The sequence below is a fragment of the Mesorhizobium amorphae genome (assembly GCF_014843845.1).
GTDB lineage: Bacteria > Pseudomonadota > Alphaproteobacteria > Rhizobiales > Rhizobiaceae > Mesorhizobium > Mesorhizobium amorphae_A.
Map to the genome: position 1 here is coordinate 109,881 of NZ_JHQS01000053.1, position 14,804 is coordinate 124,684.

The following is a 14,804-nucleotide window of genomic DNA, read 5'->3' on the forward strand; positions in this document are numbered from 1 at the left end:
GGTTTTAATCCCGCCTGTGTCGGATTTTTTACCGCCACCTGCCGGACAGGCATTCGGATCAAGCCTGCTGAAAGCGCTCAGGCTTCGCTCAAGGCCTTTCGCCGCGCCGCAGCCTGCCCTCGATCATGGCGATGACCGGCAAGAGGTCGGCGACGCCATTGACGACATAGTGGGCGCCGGCGGCGCTGAGCCTGGCGCTTGCCTCGACACGTTTTTTCCTGAACACGTCCGGCGCCAGCGCCTGCGTCTCCGCCAGCGTGTGACCGAAGACGTTTCCGGTCACCGAGACGCCGACCGTCCAGGCACCGGCGTTGATCCCTTCGGCGATGCCGACCTCGGTGTCGTCGACCTTGACGCTCAGCCATGGCGGATAGACGCCAAGCTCGGTCAGCGCCTTCCACAGCATGAATGGCGTTGGCCTGCCGTCGGGCGTGTCGCCGGTGCAGACCAGGCAATCGGGCGAGAACCCCTGCCCGGCCGCCACCGGCAGGATCTCGGCCATGATGTCGCGCGTATAGCCGGTGGTCGAGCCGATTTTGAGACCCCGCGCCCGCAGCGCCGCGACGACATCGGCAACGCCCGGGATGACATCCGAAAACCGTGCCGCCACCGCCCGGTTCTTCGGCACGAACACGGCGTAGACGGCATCGATGTCGGCCTCCGTCGGCGCATGGCCGCGCTGTTTCGCCCAGGCCGCCGCGACCCTCGGCAGCGCCATCAGCGCCGCGATATGCGGGCGCTTGGCCATGCCCATCGGCCCGCGCGCCTCCTCGACGCTGATCGCCACGCCGAACTCGGCAAAAGCCTCGACGAACATGCCCATCGGCGCCAGCGAGCCGTGGTCGACGACGGTGCCGGCCCAGTCGAACACCACGGCGCGGAGCAAGCCCTCAGTGGCCATCATGCGACCTTCCCATCATGCGATCTTCCCATCATGCGATCTTCATCGTCTGGGACATGGTTGCGCCGAACAGCTCTTCGATCACCTCTTCGGCGATGGCAAAAGAGGTGCTGGCGCCGGTGCCGCTGGTGATCATCACCAGCCGCACATCCTCATGCGGCGCATCGGCGAACATGGTGCGGTCGGCCGCCGAGGCGTAGATGCCCGTCCAGCGCTCGAGCACGCGCGGAACCGGTCCGCCGAACACGGCGCTGAACTCCTCGAGGATGATCTCGTCGACCCGCTCCGAGGCGAACGGATCGGGCGTTGTCGCATAGTGATGGGAATCGCCGACCACCAGCGTACCGTCAGCGCTCTGCACCACGATCAGATGCACGCCATTGTCGAGCGCATCGCGCTGCTCGGCTTCCAGCCGGCGCCGCAAGGCGCCCCCCTCGGGCAAGGCAGCATAGCCGGCATAGCGCGCAAGCCCCAGATCGGACATCACCGATACCGGCAGCCGGAAGCCGGGATCGGCCAGCCGCATCATCTGCAGCTTGCAGCGCGTGACGGCATAGTGCGCGATGCGGTCGGGATAGAGCGTCGCCAGGTCGTCGCCGGGACAAACGATCACCTTGCCGGCCTGCACAATGCCGCGGCTGGTTTCGATATAAGGTGGCTCGACCCGGCGAACCGCCGTTTCGCGGCGGAACTCGACGCCCTGCCGTTCGGCGAGAAAGGTGGCAAGAAGCGGGATCGCCTGGCGCGATTCGACACGCACCTCGTGCGGGCTCCACAGGGCGCCGGCAAATTCCTGTCCGGCCAAACCGGGATAGTCGCGGTTGAGCGCATCGGCTTCGAGCAGCTTGCACCCCTCGCCCATCTCTGTTTGCAGGAAGGACTCGACCACCGCTCGCGGACGGCGGGCAACGACGACGGCGCCGCGCTGGATGATGTCGATGCCGGCAGGTCCTGCCACCTCCAGCCAGATATCGCGGGACCGCATCGCCCGCCGCCAGACCTGGCCGCGCTCCTGGCCGCTGACGGTGATGAATCCGAAATTGCGCACCGAGGCGCCATTGGCCTGCGCATCACGGTCGATGACGACGACGGAAAGGCCACGGCGAACGGCGGCGAGCGCATGCGCCAGGCCGACAATACCGGCGCCGACAATGGCGAGGTCGAATTGTTGTTGCCGGCTCATCATCGTCTCACGCCGTCATTCTCGCGCTTGTCCCGGAAATGGCTATTCAAACTACGTCGATGTGACAGGAACGTGTAGGGCACGTTTCGCATCTTGGCGCCGAGGCTTTTCAGCCTGCCGCATAGGAAACCGCTGGCGAAGCCCGGCCGATTTGCGTATCACTCCGCCGCCATTGGAGCCATGTCGATGTTCGAAACCCTGCAGCCCGCCCCTGCCGACAAGATCCTTGCCTTGATCGGCCTCTATCGCGCCGACCCGCGCCCGGACAAGCTCGACCTCGGCGTTGGTGTCTACAAGGACCGCGACGGCAAGACGCCGGTCATGCGCGCCTTGCGCGAAGCCGAAAAGCGCCTGTTGCAGAGCCAGGACACCAAGACCTACCTCGGCCTTGCCGGCGACACCGGGTTCAACACGGCGATGGCCAGGCTGGCCTTTGGCGAGGCAGTCGACTTCTCGCGCATTCGCGCCGCGCAAGCGCCCGGCGGGTCCGGCGCGCTGCGGCTTGTGGCCGAACTTTTGAAGCGCACGCGCGCCGACGCTACGATCTGGCTGTCGGACCCAACGTGGCCGAACCATATGCCGGTGATGCGCGCCGCCGGCCTGCAGATCCGCGAATACCCCTATTTCGATGCCGCCTCTGGCGCGGTTCGCTTCGACGACATGCTGGCGGCATTGCGGACCGCCAAGAGCGGCGACGTTGTGCTGCTGCATGGCTGCTGCCACAACCCGACCGGCGCCAATCTCGATGCGGCGCAGTGGGCCGGAGTGACCGACCTTGTTGTCGAGCGCGGCCTGTTGCCCTTTGTCGACATTGCCTATCAGGGCTTTGGCGAAGGACTGGACGCCGACGCTGCTGGTCTGCGCCTGCTCGCCGCAAAAGTCCCTGAAATGGTCGTCGCCTCGAGCTGTTCGAAGAATTTTGCCGTCTACCGCGACCGCGTCGGCGCGGCGATGATCCTGGCCAAGGATGGCGCCCAGGCCGATGTGGCGATGAGCCAGATGCTGTCCGCGGCGCGCGCCATCTATTCGATGCCGCCGGACCATGGCGCGGCGGCGGTGCGGATGGTTCTGGAAGATGCTGCCCTTCGGGCCGACTGGGAAGCGGAGCTCGAGGAGATGCGCCTGCGCATGCTGAGGCTGCGCGTCGCGTTCGCCGAGGCGCTGCGCCGGCAGTCGAACTCCGATCGCTTCGATTTCGTCGCCAGCCATCGCGGCATGTTTTCGCGGCTTGGCCTGACCGAGGCGCAGGTCGAGCGCCTGCGCGCCGAGTATGGCGTCTACATGGTCGGCGACAGCCGCATCAATGTCGCCGGCCTGCCGGAAGACGGCATGGACAAGCTCGCCAAGGCGATCGTCTCGGTGCTCGACTAGCGCCAGTCGACCTCTCGGGATCGGCTGGTTGCATGCCGGCACCTGTGGACAATGCCCCCTCGCCGACCGACGGCATTGGCCGGCCGGCCGCATGCACGATAGCATCCGGCTGATGAAACCCTCGCAAGACATTTCCCGGCTGATCGAGATCATGGCGGCGCTCAGGGCGCCGAAAACCGGCTGCCCGTGGGATATCGAGCAGGATTTTTCGACCATTGCGCCCTACACGATCGAGGAAGCCTACGAGGTGGCGGACGCGATTGCGCGCGGCGACCTTGACGATCTGCGCGAAGAGCTCGGCGATCTCCTGCTGCAGGTCGTCTATCATGCGCAAATGGCGGAAGAATCAGGCGAATTCGCCTTCGGCGACGTAGTCCAGGCCATCACCACGAAGATGATCCGCCGCCATCCGCATGTCTTCGGCGACGAAGAAGCGCGCAGCGCCGGCATGGCCAAGGGCATGTGGGAGAAGATCAAATCGCAGGAGAAAGCCGAGAAGCGAGCTGCCCGTATCGCCCGCGGCCACGATCCGGAAGACCACGGCAAGGGGTTTCTGGACAGTGTGCCGGTCGCCCTGCCCGGCTTGACGCGCGCCTTGAAGCTTCAGGAGAAAGCGGCCCGAGTCGGCTTCGACTGGAGCGAAGCGGCGCCTATCCTCGACAAGATCGAGGAGGAGATCGCCGAGCTGCGCGAGGCTCTCGCCAAGGGCGACGCGGCACCCATCAAGGACGAGTTCGGCGACATGCTATTTGCCATCGTCAATCTCGGGCGACACCTCAAGCTCGACGCCGAAGCAGCACTCAGCGGCACCAACGAGAAATTCCGCTCGCGCTTCCACTATGTCGAGCGGGCGCTGGAAGCCTCCGGCAACACGCTGGAAAAGGCGACGCTGGACGAGATGGAAGCGCTCTGGCAGCAGGCCAAGGGCGCGAAATAACCAGGCTTACCCGTTGTTTTTACGGTGCAATCGGCTCTCGACCTCTTGCCGGGCGCTGTGCGTGGCCTTGAGCGAGATGGTCGCGCTGCCATCCTCATTGTCGGTCCGCGAAACGACATCGCCATTGCGGTAGAGCCAGTCGACGAGGCCGAACTGCGCCGGTTCGATCGTCACCGTCAATTCCCCCAGTTCGCCCGCCATCCGCGTCTCGATCAGCGCCTTCAGCGCGTCGAGCCCTTCGCCGGTGATGGCGGAAATAGCAATGGGCGGCGCCTTGCTGCCGTCATTACCATCGGCCAGCAGCCTGGCGCGGTTGCCCTCGTCGAGCAGGTCGATCTTGTTCCAGACTTCGATGACGCGCTTGGCATCGCCGGCATCGACGCCAAGGTCGGCCAGGATGCGCTCGACATCCTCGGCCTGCGCGGCCGTGTCGGGGTCGGAGATGTCGCGCAGATGGATGACCAGATCGGCCTCGACCACCTCTTCCAGCGTTGCCCGGAAGGCCGCGACCAGATGCGTCGGCAGGTCTGAGATGAAGCCGACCGTATCCGAAAGAATGATCGGCGTGCCGTGCGGCAGGCGCACGCGGCGTAGCGTCGGATCGAGCGTGGCGAACAGCATGTCCTCGGCCAGCACTCCTGCCCCGGTCAGCTTGTTGAACAGCGTCGATTTTCCGGCATTGGTGTAGCCGACGATCGCCACAACCGGGAACGGCACCTTCTTGCGCTTGGCACGGTGCAGGTCGCGGGTGCGGCGCACCGTTTCCAGCTCATGCTTCAGCTTGATGATCTTGTCCTGCAGGATGCGCCGGTCGGATTCGATCTGCGTTTCGCCGGGACCGCCGAGGAAGCCTGCGCCGCCGCGCTGGCGTTCGAGGTGGGTCCAGCTGCGCACCAGGCGGCCCTTCTGGTAGTTGAGATGGGCAAGCTCCACCTGCAGCGTGCCTTCCTTGGTCCGCGCGCGCTCGCCGAAGATCTCCAGGATGAGCCCGGTGCGATCCAGCACCTTGGCGTTCAGTTCCTTCTCCAGATTGCGCTGCTGCACGGGCGTCAGCGGATGGTCGACGATGACCACTTCGGCGTGGCCCTCTTTGACGATCTCGGCGAACTCCTCGACCTTGCCGCTGCCCAGCAAGGTCGCCGGGCGCGGATCGTTGACGGTGGCCACGGCCGTGTGGATCAGATCGAGGTTGATGGCGCGGGCAAGGCCGACCGCTTCGTCGTGGCGGGCCTCGGCCGAACGCGTCAGCCGCGGACGGTTCGACTCATCGTCGCTGCGCTGATGGCGGGTAAGCACAGGCACGATGACGACAGCCCGGGTCGGGCCTTTGGCTTCCGTCCCCGGCTGATGTGCCAATTTTCCGCGGACGCTGCGGTCCGCGTCTTTCTCACGAGCCAATCAGGCGCCCTGGCTTTCCTCGCCATCGAACATCTGAACCGGCTGGCTCGGCATGATCGTGGAAATGGCGTGCTTGTAGACAAGCTGGGAATGGCCGTCTCGACGTAGCAACACACAAAAATTGTCGAACGAAGTGACGACGCCGGTCAGCTTCACGCCGTTGATGAGGAAGATGGTGAGTGGATTTTTGCTCTTGCGAACTGAATTCAGGAACAGGTCCTGAAGGTTTTGCGATCGTTCCGCCATTGTTCTTGTCTTTCGCCGATCCCCTTCGGTTTGCAGCCAATGCGCCAAATTACCGGGCGCATGTCAAGCACGCAAACACCCTCTTGCCGTCAGTAACGACAAGCAGAACGAGATAAATTGATGTTCATTCCACCTGTGCGGTTATCAGGCTGGACTTTTTTCCGCAACGTCAAAAAAGGCTTGGCGCAACGAAAGTGTTACTGAGCCGGGGTGGCCGTTGGCGACGGGAGCACCGTCAATTGCCACCACCGGCATGGCGATCGTGGTCGCCGAACTGATGAAAGCCTCCCGCGCCGCCTTGGCTTCAGCCACCGAAAAGCCCCGCTCTTCGACCTTCAGGCCGAGCTTGGCGGCGACCTCGAACAGCGTCGTGCGGGTAATGCCGCGCAGGATGCCGTGCTCGGCCGGCCGCGTCACCAGCACCCCATCCCTGGTGACGATCCAGGCGTTCGACGAGCCACCTTCCTTGACCGTGCCGTCAGTGTCGATGAACCAGGCCTCCTGGGCGCCGGCCTCCTTGGCCTTCTGTTTGGCGAGCACGTTGGGCAGCAAGCCGACGGTCTTGATGTCGACCCGGTCCCAACGGTTCTCCGGCACGGTGATCACCTTGATGCCGGTCTCCGCCCTTTTGGCTGCAGCGGCCGGATCGGCCTTTCTGGCGGTCACCACCAGGGACCGCCTGGTGTCCGCCGCCGGGAAAACAAAATCGCGGCTGGCGACCCCGCGCGTCACCTGGACATAGACCAGGCCGTTGGCGACCTGGTTGCGGCGCACCACCTCGCGCAGGATAAGCGGCAGCACACCGCGCGTGACGGGCCACTCGATCGACAGCTCGTTCAACGAACGGTCCAGCCGTGCCAGATGGCGCGGCATGTCGACGATGAAGCCGCGCGCCACCTCGCAAACCTCGTAGACGCCGTCGGCGAATTGATAGCCGCGATCTTCGATGTGCACGGATGCGTCGGCATGGGCGACATAGCGCCCGTTCACATAGGCAATACGCGGCATGAGAAACCCTCGAGAAACGTCCCGGCCTTCTTAGGCGATTCCGCCGTGGCCGTAACCGGCAATCGCGTGGACCAGACCGGCCGGCCTCACGCGGGCCCCGCGGTCAGACGCCGAGCGACTTCAACTTGCGGTGAAGTGCCGAGCGCTCCATGCCGATGAATTCGGCCGTCTTCGAGATGTTGCCGCCGAAGCGGTTGATCTGGGCGATCAGATAGTCCTTCTCGAACTGTTCGCGCGCCTCGCGCAGCGGCAGCGCCATGATGTGCTGGTCGGACTGGTTCGGCGTGCGCGGCATGACGTCGCCGATCTCGGACGGCAACAGGTCGGCGGTAATCGGCGCATCGACATTGTCGCCGCGCGCCAGGATCATCAACCGTTCGACATTGTTGCGCAGCTGGCGCACGTTCCCCGGCCAGTTGTGCGCCTGCAGCACCGCCAGCGCGTCGTCGCCGATGCGGCGCGGCTTGATGCCGGCCTGGCGCGCGATCTGCTTCATGAAATTGTCGACCAGATACGGAATGTCCTCGCGCCGCTCGGCCAGTCCCGGAACCATGACCGGAACCACCGCCAGGCGATGATAGAGGTCCTCGCGGAAACGGCCGTCGGCAATCATCGCTTCCAGGTTCTGCGAGGTCGACGAGATGATGCGGACGTCGACCTTGACCCGTTTGGTGCCCCCTACCCGTTCGAACTGCTGCTCGACCAGCACGCGCAGGATCTTGTTTTGCGTCTCGCGCGGCATGTCGGCCACTTCGTCGATATAGAGGATGCCGCGATGCGCTTCCTCCAGCGCACCGACCTTGCGCTCGGTGCCGTTCGATTCGGTGCCGAACAGCTCGATCTCCATGCGCTCGGGCGTGATGTTGGCAGCGCTCAGCGTCACGAACGGTGCACCCTTGCGCGTCGACAGCGCATGGATGGCGCGCGCCGCCAGTTCCTTGCCCGAACCGGAAGGGCCGATGATCATGACACGGCTGTTGGTCGGCGCGACCCGCTCGATCGTCTGGCGCAACTGGCTCATCGCCGACGACATGCCGATCAGGTCGAAGGTCTCGCCGCTGCGCTGCTTGAGGTCCGAGACTTCGCGCCGCAGCTTCGAGGTTTCCAGCGCCCGTTCGGCGATGAGAATGAGCCGGTCCGCCTTGAACGGCTTCTCGATGAAATCATAGGCGCCGCGACGGATGGCCGACACCGCCGTTTCGATATTGCCATGGCCGGAGATCATCACCACCGGCAAGGTCGGATGCATCGTCTTGATCTCGTCCAGCAATGCCAGACCGTCCAGGCGCGAGCCCTGCAGCCAGATGTCGAGGAAAATCAGCCGCGGCGCTCGATCGGCGATTGCCGCCAGCGCACTGTCGGCATCGAATGCCGTGCGGGTTTCGTGACCTTCGTCGCTCAGGATTCCGGCGACGAGTTCGCGGATATCTTCCTCGTCATCGACGATGAGAATGTCAGACGCCATTACCGACCTTTTCAGTTTCTCTTTCGTTTTCCGCCTTGCTCTCGCCGCGCGACGGCGCGGCAGCAGCAGAAGGCGGCAGGATGATGCTGATCATTGCACCCCGCCCGCCATGGAAATCCCCTGGCGCGTCATGCAGTTCAAGCCGGCCGCCATGGTCCTCCACGATCTTCTTGACGATAGCGAGGCCGAGACCGGTCCCCTTCTCGCGTGTCGTCATATAGGGCTCGAGCAGCCTTTGGCGATTCTCGCGCGGCAAACCTTTGCCATTGTCGATGACGTCGATTCTGATGGCGCCATTCTGCCGTCCGGCTTGAATCCGGATTGTGCCGTCCGAACGATCTTTTGCATCAAGTCCGTCAATGGCCTCGGCAGCGTTCTTGATGACGTTGCCGAACGCCTGCGCCATCAGCCGGCTGTCGAAGGTACCCTTGAGCGCCTCGTTGCCGAAAATCCGCTCGAAGGCGATGTCGGAACGGCTGACCTCGATCAGGAACGAGGCCTCGCGCAGCGATTCGCGCAGATCGATGGCCTTCATCTCGGGTTTGGGCATGCGCGCGAAGGCCGAGAACTCGTCGACCATTCGGCCGATATCCTCGACCTGGCGGATGATGGTGTCGGTGCATTGATCGAAGACCTCGCGGTCTTCGGTAATGACCTTGCCGTAGCGGCGCTTGATGCGCTCGGCCGACAGCTGGATCGGCGTCAGCGGGTTCTTGATCTCGTGCGCAATGCGCCGCGCCACGTCGGCCCAGGCCGACGAACGCTGCGCCTGGACGAGGTCGGTGATGTCGTCGACGGTCACGACATAGGATTTCTCCTCCGCCCCGTCGTCGCCCGCCTCGATGGTGATCTGCACGTTGAAGGTCCGCTCCGCGCCGGCGCGGTAGAAGGTCACCTGCTCGCGATAGACCGGTTTGCCCGACTTGCGGCCGATCTCGAAGACACGGCCGACATGCGGCAACACCGCCGAAAGGTTCTGCCCGAGTGCTGCGGTGGCCGAAATGGCCAGCATCGTCTCGGCCGAGCGGTTGACGATGGTGACGATGCCATAGGGATCGACGCCGATGACGCCGGCGGTGACGCCCGCCAGCACCGCTTCCGAAAAGCGCCGCCGCTCGTCGATCAGGTCCTTGGCGGACAAGATCTCGTTGCGCTGCGATTTCAGCTCCAGCAGCATCTTGTTGAACGTGTCGCCCAGCGAGGCGACGTCGCCGTCGGAAGGCCTGACCGGCACCGCAACGTCGAGATTGCCAGTGGCGACCTCGTCGGCTGCACCAATCAACTGGCGGATCGGCCGCACCAGCCGGTCGGCGACGGCGATGCCGGTCCAGATCGCCGACAGGATGATGATCAGCGTCAGCGACAGATAGGGCAGCGCGAAGGCCACCTGCGAGGTGCGGCGATTGTCTTCCAGGCCGCGATACTCGTCGGTGTTGGATCGGACGATCTGACGTGCCTTGATCACTTCGGGATCGACCAGGCGGATCGTGTAGAGGTAGAGCCCTTCGATTTGGCGCAGCTTGACGATGGCGCCCATGATGTTGCGCGTCTTCGGCTCGATCAGCACCGGCTTGCCGTCGGCGGCGCTGGTCACGGCACCTTCCGGCGGCTCCGGCATGGCGAAATCCGCATCGGTCTTGGCGCTCATGACGAAGGAGCCGTCGGGCTTGATCAGCGCCGCATGCGCCAGCGACCGGCCAACCGCTTCCTTGTTCATCAGGTCGAGAAAACCGGTCCGGTCGAGGCCGTAGAGCGTGCGCGACGCGTCGAGATCGTAAGCCATCGACAGCGTCGTGCCCTGAAGATTGCGGGCGTTTTCCTGGACATAGGCGTCTGCAATCGACAGCGACGAATTGACGATCGTCTTGGTGCGGATCTCGAACCAGCGGTCGAGGCCGATATCGAGCGTGATCGAGGCGATGATCGCCACCATGATGGCCGGGATGGCGGCGACCAGCGCAAACATCGCCACAATGCGCACATGCAGCCGCGACGCCGCCTTGCCGTGCCGGCGCGCCATCACGATGCGGTGAACTTCACGGCTGACCAGCGCGATCAGGAACAGGACGAAGACGGCATTGAGCGCAATCAGCGCCAGCGTCGTCCTCTCGTTCGGTACGATCGGCGTGGCGCCGACCAGGATGGCAAAGGAAATCGCCGCCGTGACCAGCGCACCGGCAATCGCCACAACGCCAGGCAGCGCCAGCAGCCGGCGCCTGTCTTCGACACCGTGCCTGCTGAAAATCGGTTCGTTCAGTGTAGGGGCCTGAGTCGCCATGTCGCCGTTTAGAGCCAGTGATTGCGTTGGATCTATGCAACGCATTGTGGCGATTATGCAACAAGTGTGGCCGGGACGGAAATCTTTCCCCGGCTCATTCGCCTAAAGCGCCGGCTCCAGGACCTTTTTGTCCACAGGCACTACAGCGTATTCTCGAAAAGTGGAATCCGGTCTTCGGAAACAATCACGCTCAAACAAGGAGATAGAGCCCATCCCGACTCTATGGGATCAAACGCTCTAAGCCGGCCTTGAGGACTTGTAGACGTTGACGCCGAGCTCGCGGATCTTCTTGCGCAGCGTATTGCGGTTGAGCCCCAAGAGTTCGGCAGCCTTGATCTGATTGCCGCGCGTCGCCGTCATCGATGCCAGAACCAGCGGATATTCGACTTCGGATAGAATGCGCTGGTAGAGACCGGCCGGCGGCAGGTCGCCGGCAAAGGATGCGAAATAGCGCTGCAGGAAATGCTCCACCGCCTGGCCGATCGACAAGTCGTCCGGAATGAGATTGCCGCCGCCCGGAACGACCGGCCGCTCACCGGTCTTCAGCTCGGCCTCGATGATCTCGGCGGAGATCTCGTCCTGCGAATAGAGCGCGGCCAGCCTGCGCACCAGGTTTTCCAGCTCGCGCACATTGCCCGGCCACGGATAGCGCTTCATCAATTCGATGCCGCCGGTCGAGATGCGCTTGGTCTGCAGGCCCTCGCTGGCGCCGAGCTTGAAGAAATGCCGTACCAGGTCGGGAACGTCCTCGGAGCGCTCGCGCAGCGCCGGCAACCTCAGCGGCACGACATTCAGGCGATAGAAAAGATCCTCGCGGAACAGCCCCTGGTTGATCAGCGTGCGCAGATCCTTGTTGGTGGCGGCGACGATGCGCACGTCGGTCTTGATCGGCGTGCGCCCGCCGACCGTGGTGTATTCGCCCTGCTGCAGCACGCGCAGCAGGCGCGTCTGCGCTTCCATCGGCATGTCGCCGATCTCATCGAGGAACAGCGTTCCGCCTTCCGCCTGCTCGAAGCGGCCGGTGGAGCGGTTCTGCGCCCCGGTGAAGGCGCCCTTCTCGTGGCCGAACAGTTCCGATTCGATCAGGTCGCGGGGAATCGCCGCCATGTTGATGGCCACGAACGGTCCGCCACGGCGGCGGCCATATTCGTGCAGCGCCCGCGCCACCAGTTCCTTGCCGGTGCCCGACTCGCCTGAAATCATCACCGTCAGGTCGGTCTGCATCATGCGCGCCAGCATGCGGTAGATGTCCTGCATGGCGGCCGAGCGGCCGACCAGCGGCATCGTCTCCGGTTGCTCGTCGGCGCGCGCGTCGATTTTCGGCCGTCTCGGCTCGGCCAGCGCCCGGTTGACGATGCTGAGCAGCTCGGTCAGGTCGAACGGCTTCGGCAGATATTCATAGGCGCCGGTTTCGGAGGCCCGGATCGCGGTCATGAAGGTGTTTTGCGCACTCATGACGATGACCGGCAGCTCCGGCCGCGCTTTCTTGATGCGCGGCAGCATGTCGAAGGCGTTCTCGTCGGGCATCACCACATCGGTGATCACCAGATCGCCCTCGCCCGCCGCCACCCAGCGCCACAGTGTCGAGGCGTTGGAGGTCACCCGCACCTCATGGCCGACGCGCGACAGCGCCTGGTTGAGGACCGTGCGGATGGCCGCGTCGTCGTCGGCGACCAGAATATTGCCGCGAACGGTCATTTGCGGTCTCCTTCATTGTCATCGTCGGTGCCGAACGAGGTTTGCTTCCAGGCCGGCATCAGTATGCGGAATGTGGTTGCGCGCGGCGTTGAATCGCATTCGATGATGCCGCCATGCTCGCCGACCAGCTTCGCCACCAGCGCCAGGCCGAGGCCCGAGCCGTTCGGCTTGGTGGTGATGAAGGGATCGAACAGGATCGGCAGGATATCTTCCGAGACACCGGGGCCATTGTCGCGCACGCAGAATTCCAGCGGCAACGAGACGCGGTCCTGCGTTCCCGGCACCGAAACGCGGATGCCCGGCCGGAAGGCGGTGGACAGCACGATCTCGCCGCCCTGCGGGTCGCTGCCGATCGCCTCGGCGGCGTTCTTGACCAGGTTGAGGAATATTTGGATCAGCTGGTCGCGATTGGCGAAAACCGGAGGCAACGATGGATCGTATTCCTCCAAGATCTTGATCCGCTTTGCAAAACCGTTCTTGGCAATTGCCTTCACATGGTCGAGCACGACATGGATGTTGACCGGGTAGCGGTCGATCGGCCGCTCGTCGGAAAACACTTCCATGCGATCGACGAGCGATACGATGCGGTCGGTCTCGTCGGTGATCAGGCGGGTCAGCGCCCGATCCTCGTCGGAGGCGGAGAGTTCAAGCAATTGGGCAGCACCCCGAATACCCGACAGCGGGTTCTTGATCTCATGGGCAAGCATGGCGGCCAGCCCGGTGACCGAGCGCGCCGCGCCGCGATGCGTCATCTGCCGGTCGATCTTGTCGGCCATCGAGCGTTCCTGGAACATCACCACGACCGAGCCTGGAAACTCCGGCACCGGCGCGACGTAGAGGTCGACGACCTTTTCGATGCCGAGGCGCGGCGACGAGACATCGACGCGGTATTCGTTGACCGGCGCCAGGCGTTCGCGCACCTGGTCGACCAGCGTCAGCAGCGGACTGCCGAAAGGCACCAGCTTGGACAGCGTGTTGCGGGCCAGCATGGTGGCGCTGGAGCGAAAGAAATCCTCGGCGTCGGCATTGGCGTAGGTGATGAAGCCTTCGCCATCCACCATGATCACCGGGCGGCGGATGGTGTTCAGCACGATCTGGGCGGCATCCACCATGTCCGCCTCTTGAGCAACTGTGGCCTTCATGCAGCGCTCCGCTGGGTCACTGGTTCGCCGACGATCGAGAACGCGTTGCGCAGTTCGGCAATGACCCTGGCTGGCTCGAAGGATGTCAAAATGACCTTGCGCTGGTCGGGACCGACGCCGGCGGCGTGGCGTTCGAGGTACCAGCCAAGATGCTTGCGCGCCTGGCGCAACCCGCTTTCGCTGCCATAGAGCGTCAGCATGTCCTCATAATGGGCGATGATGTAGTCGGCGAGAGCCCGCGGGCTTTCCGGAATGCCTGTTGCCTCGCCGCCGGCCGCCGCGATGTTGCCTGCAATCCACGGCGCACCATAATGCGCGCGGCCGACCATCACCGCGTCGGCGCCCGACTGCTCCAGAATATCCGCCGCCTCGCCGGCCGAACCGACATCGCCATTGGCAACGACCGGGATCGACACCGCTTCCTTGACACGCGCGATGGCGCCCCAGTCGGCCTTGCCCTGGTAGAACTGGCAGCGCGTGCGGCCGTGTACTGTCACCATTCGGATGCCGGCCTGCTCGGCGCGACGCGCGAGCATCGGCGCATTCAGCGCCCCTTCGTCCCAGCCGAGCCGCATCTTGACCGTGACTGGCACTTCGACGGCGCCGACCACCGCCTCGATCAGCGTCAGCGCGTGATCGAGATCGCGCATCAGCGCCGAACCGGCATAGCCGCCGGTCACCTTCTTGGCCGGGCAGCCCATGTTGATGTCGATGATGTCGGCGCCCTCGCCCTCGGCTATGCGCGCGCCTTCGGCCATGTGCACGGCCTCGCGGCCGGCGAGTTGCACCATGTGCACCGGCAATCCGGAATGGCGGATGCGCAGATCGCAGCCCGCCCTGCCCTTGGCCAGTTCACCGCTCGCCACCATTTCCGAAACGACCAGCCCGGCGCCATGCGCATGGGCGCGCTGCCGAAACGGCTCGTCGGTAATCCCGGACATCGGCGCGAGAAAGACGCGATTGCGGATCGTCACGCCGCCGACGTGGAGCGGCACAGTCAGTTTGGTCAATTCAGGCATGCACAAAAACCAAGCATGTTCGATTGCTGCACATTCTCTAGCCAGAACGGCGACAATGTGCAACGCGGAATGACGCCACATTAAGGCGCATTTGGGAAAAATGCTGGCCTTCGGCTTTGGCCGCGACCAAAGCGCCGCGCGTCCTTGGACGCGCAAAG

12 protein-coding genes are annotated in these 14,804 nt (G+C 64.2%); 2 read left to right on the forward strand and 10 right to left on the reverse strand.

Annotated elements, in window-relative coordinates; all coding sequences use genetic code 11:
* Positions 1-88: 88 nt before the first annotated feature.
* Together phnX and DH08_RS21130 are read right to left on the reverse strand one after the other, a co-directional pair.
* Positions 89-904: a phosphonoacetaldehyde hydrolase gene (gene phnX, locus DH08_RS21125; RefSeq protein WP_192181154.1), complete on the reverse strand. Its 816-nt coding sequence runs from the start codon at positions 902-904 to the stop codon at positions 89-91.
* 28 nt (positions 905-932) lie between these two features.
* Entirely contained in the window at positions 933-2,087 is a 1,155-nt protein-coding gene (locus tag DH08_RS21130) for a TIGR03364 family FAD-dependent oxidoreductase (RefSeq protein WP_192181155.1), read from the reverse strand.
* Between the two features lie 183 nt (positions 2,088-2,270).
* On the opposite strand from DH08_RS21130, the gene DH08_RS21135 reads away from it, so the two are divergent.
* Both DH08_RS21135 and mazG read left to right on the forward strand, forming a co-directional pair.
* On the forward strand, positions 2,271-3,455 hold the full coding sequence (locus tag DH08_RS21135; RefSeq protein WP_192181156.1) for an amino acid aminotransferase: 1,185 nt from the start codon (positions 2,271-2,273) through the stop codon (positions 3,453-3,455).
* 112 nt (positions 3,456-3,567) lie between these two features.
* Positions 3,568-4,392 carry a nucleoside triphosphate pyrophosphohydrolase gene (gene mazG / locus DH08_RS21140; protein WP_192181220.1) on the forward strand — a complete coding sequence of 275 codons (825 nt, stop codon included), beginning with the start codon at positions 3,568-3,570 and terminating at the stop codon, positions 4,390-4,392.
* A gap of 6 nt (positions 4,393-4,398) precedes the next feature.
* On the opposite strand, the gene hflX is transcribed toward mazG, so the two are convergent.
* From hflX to dusB, 8 genes are all read right to left on the reverse strand, one after another.
* On the reverse strand, positions 4,399-5,790 hold the full coding sequence (hflX, locus tag DH08_RS21145) for a GTPase HflX (protein ID WP_192181157.1): 1,392 nt from the start codon (positions 5,788-5,790) through the stop codon (positions 4,399-4,401).
* A complete protein-coding gene (hfq, locus tag DH08_RS21150; protein WP_006202172.1) occupies positions 5,791-6,036 on the reverse strand; it encodes an RNA chaperone Hfq in 246 nt (81 codons plus the stop codon). It lies immediately after the preceding gene.
* Between the two features lie 144 nt (positions 6,037-6,180).
* Positions 6,181-7,044: a D-amino-acid transaminase gene (locus DH08_RS21155; RefSeq protein ID WP_192181158.1), complete on the reverse strand. Its 864-nt coding sequence runs from the start codon at positions 7,042-7,044 to the stop codon at positions 6,181-6,183.
* Positions 7,045-7,147: 103 nt separating this feature from the next.
* Positions 7,148-8,509: a nitrogen assimilation response regulator NtrX gene (gene ntrX, locus DH08_RS21160; protein ID WP_006202174.1), complete on the reverse strand. Its 1,362-nt coding sequence runs from the start codon at positions 8,507-8,509 to the stop codon at positions 7,148-7,150.
* Complete coding sequence (locus tag DH08_RS21165) at positions 8,499-10,832, reverse strand: sensor histidine kinase NtrY-like (RefSeq protein WP_428338792.1); 2,334 nt, start codon at positions 10,830-10,832, stop codon at positions 8,499-8,501. Before DH08_RS21165 ends, ntrX begins: the two co-directional genes overlap by 11 nt.
* 192 nt (positions 10,833-11,024) lie before the next feature.
* On the reverse strand, positions 11,025-12,485 hold the full coding sequence (gene ntrC, locus DH08_RS21170; protein WP_192181160.1) for a nitrogen regulation protein NR(I): 1,461 nt from the start codon (positions 12,483-12,485) through the stop codon (positions 11,025-11,027).
* On the reverse strand, positions 12,482-13,627 hold the full coding sequence (locus DH08_RS21175) for a two-component system sensor histidine kinase NtrB (protein WP_192181161.1): 1,146 nt from the start codon (positions 13,625-13,627) through the stop codon (positions 12,482-12,484). Before DH08_RS21175 ends, ntrC begins: the two co-directional genes overlap by 4 nt.
* Positions 13,624-14,646 carry a tRNA dihydrouridine synthase DusB gene (dusB, locus tag DH08_RS21180; protein WP_192181162.1) on the reverse strand — a complete coding sequence of 341 codons (1,023 nt, stop codon included), beginning with the start codon at positions 14,644-14,646 and terminating at the stop codon, positions 13,624-13,626. Before dusB ends, DH08_RS21175 begins: the two co-directional genes overlap by 4 nt.
* Between the last annotated feature and the right edge of the window lie 158 nt (positions 14,647-14,804).

Bases quoted from the DNA above. Each gene is read 5' to 3' on its own strand.
- phnX (WP_192181154.1), bottom strand. From the start codon at position 904: ATGATGGCCACTGAGGGCTTGCTCCGCGCCGTGGTGTTCGACTGGGCC.
- DH08_RS21130 (WP_192181155.1), bottom strand. From the start codon at position 2,087: ATGATGAGCCGGCAACAACAATTCGACCTCGCCATTGTCGGCGCCGGT.
- DH08_RS21135 (WP_192181156.1), top strand. From the start codon at position 2,271: ATGTTCGAAACCCTGCAGCCCGCCCCTGCCGACAAGATCCTTGCCTTG.
- mazG (WP_192181220.1), top strand. From the start codon at position 3,568: ATGAAACCCTCGCAAGACATTTCCCGGCTGATCGAGATCATGGCGGCG.
- hfq (WP_006202172.1), bottom strand. From the start codon at position 6,036: ATGGCGGAACGATCGCAAAACCTTCAGGACCTGTTCCTGAATTCAGTT.
- DH08_RS21155 (WP_192181158.1), bottom strand. From the start codon at position 7,044: ATGCCGCGTATTGCCTATGTGAACGGGCGCTATGTCGCCCATGCCGAC.
- ntrX (WP_006202174.1), bottom strand. From the start codon at position 8,509: ATGGCGTCTGACATTCTCATCGTCGATGACGAGGAAGATATCCGCGAA.
- DH08_RS21165 (WP_428338792.1), bottom strand. From the start codon at position 10,832: ATGCGTTGCATAGATCCAACGCAATCACTGGCTCTAAACGGCGACATG.
- ntrC (WP_192181160.1), bottom strand. From the start codon at position 12,485: ATGACCGTTCGCGGCAATATTCTGGTCGCCGACGACGACGCGGCCATC.
- DH08_RS21175 (WP_192181161.1), bottom strand. From the start codon at position 13,627: ATGAAGGCCACAGTTGCTCAAGAGGCGGACATGGTGGATGCCGCCCAG.
- dusB (WP_192181162.1), bottom strand. From the start codon at position 14,646: ATGCCTGAATTGACCAAACTGACTGTGCCGCTCCACGTCGGCGGCGTG.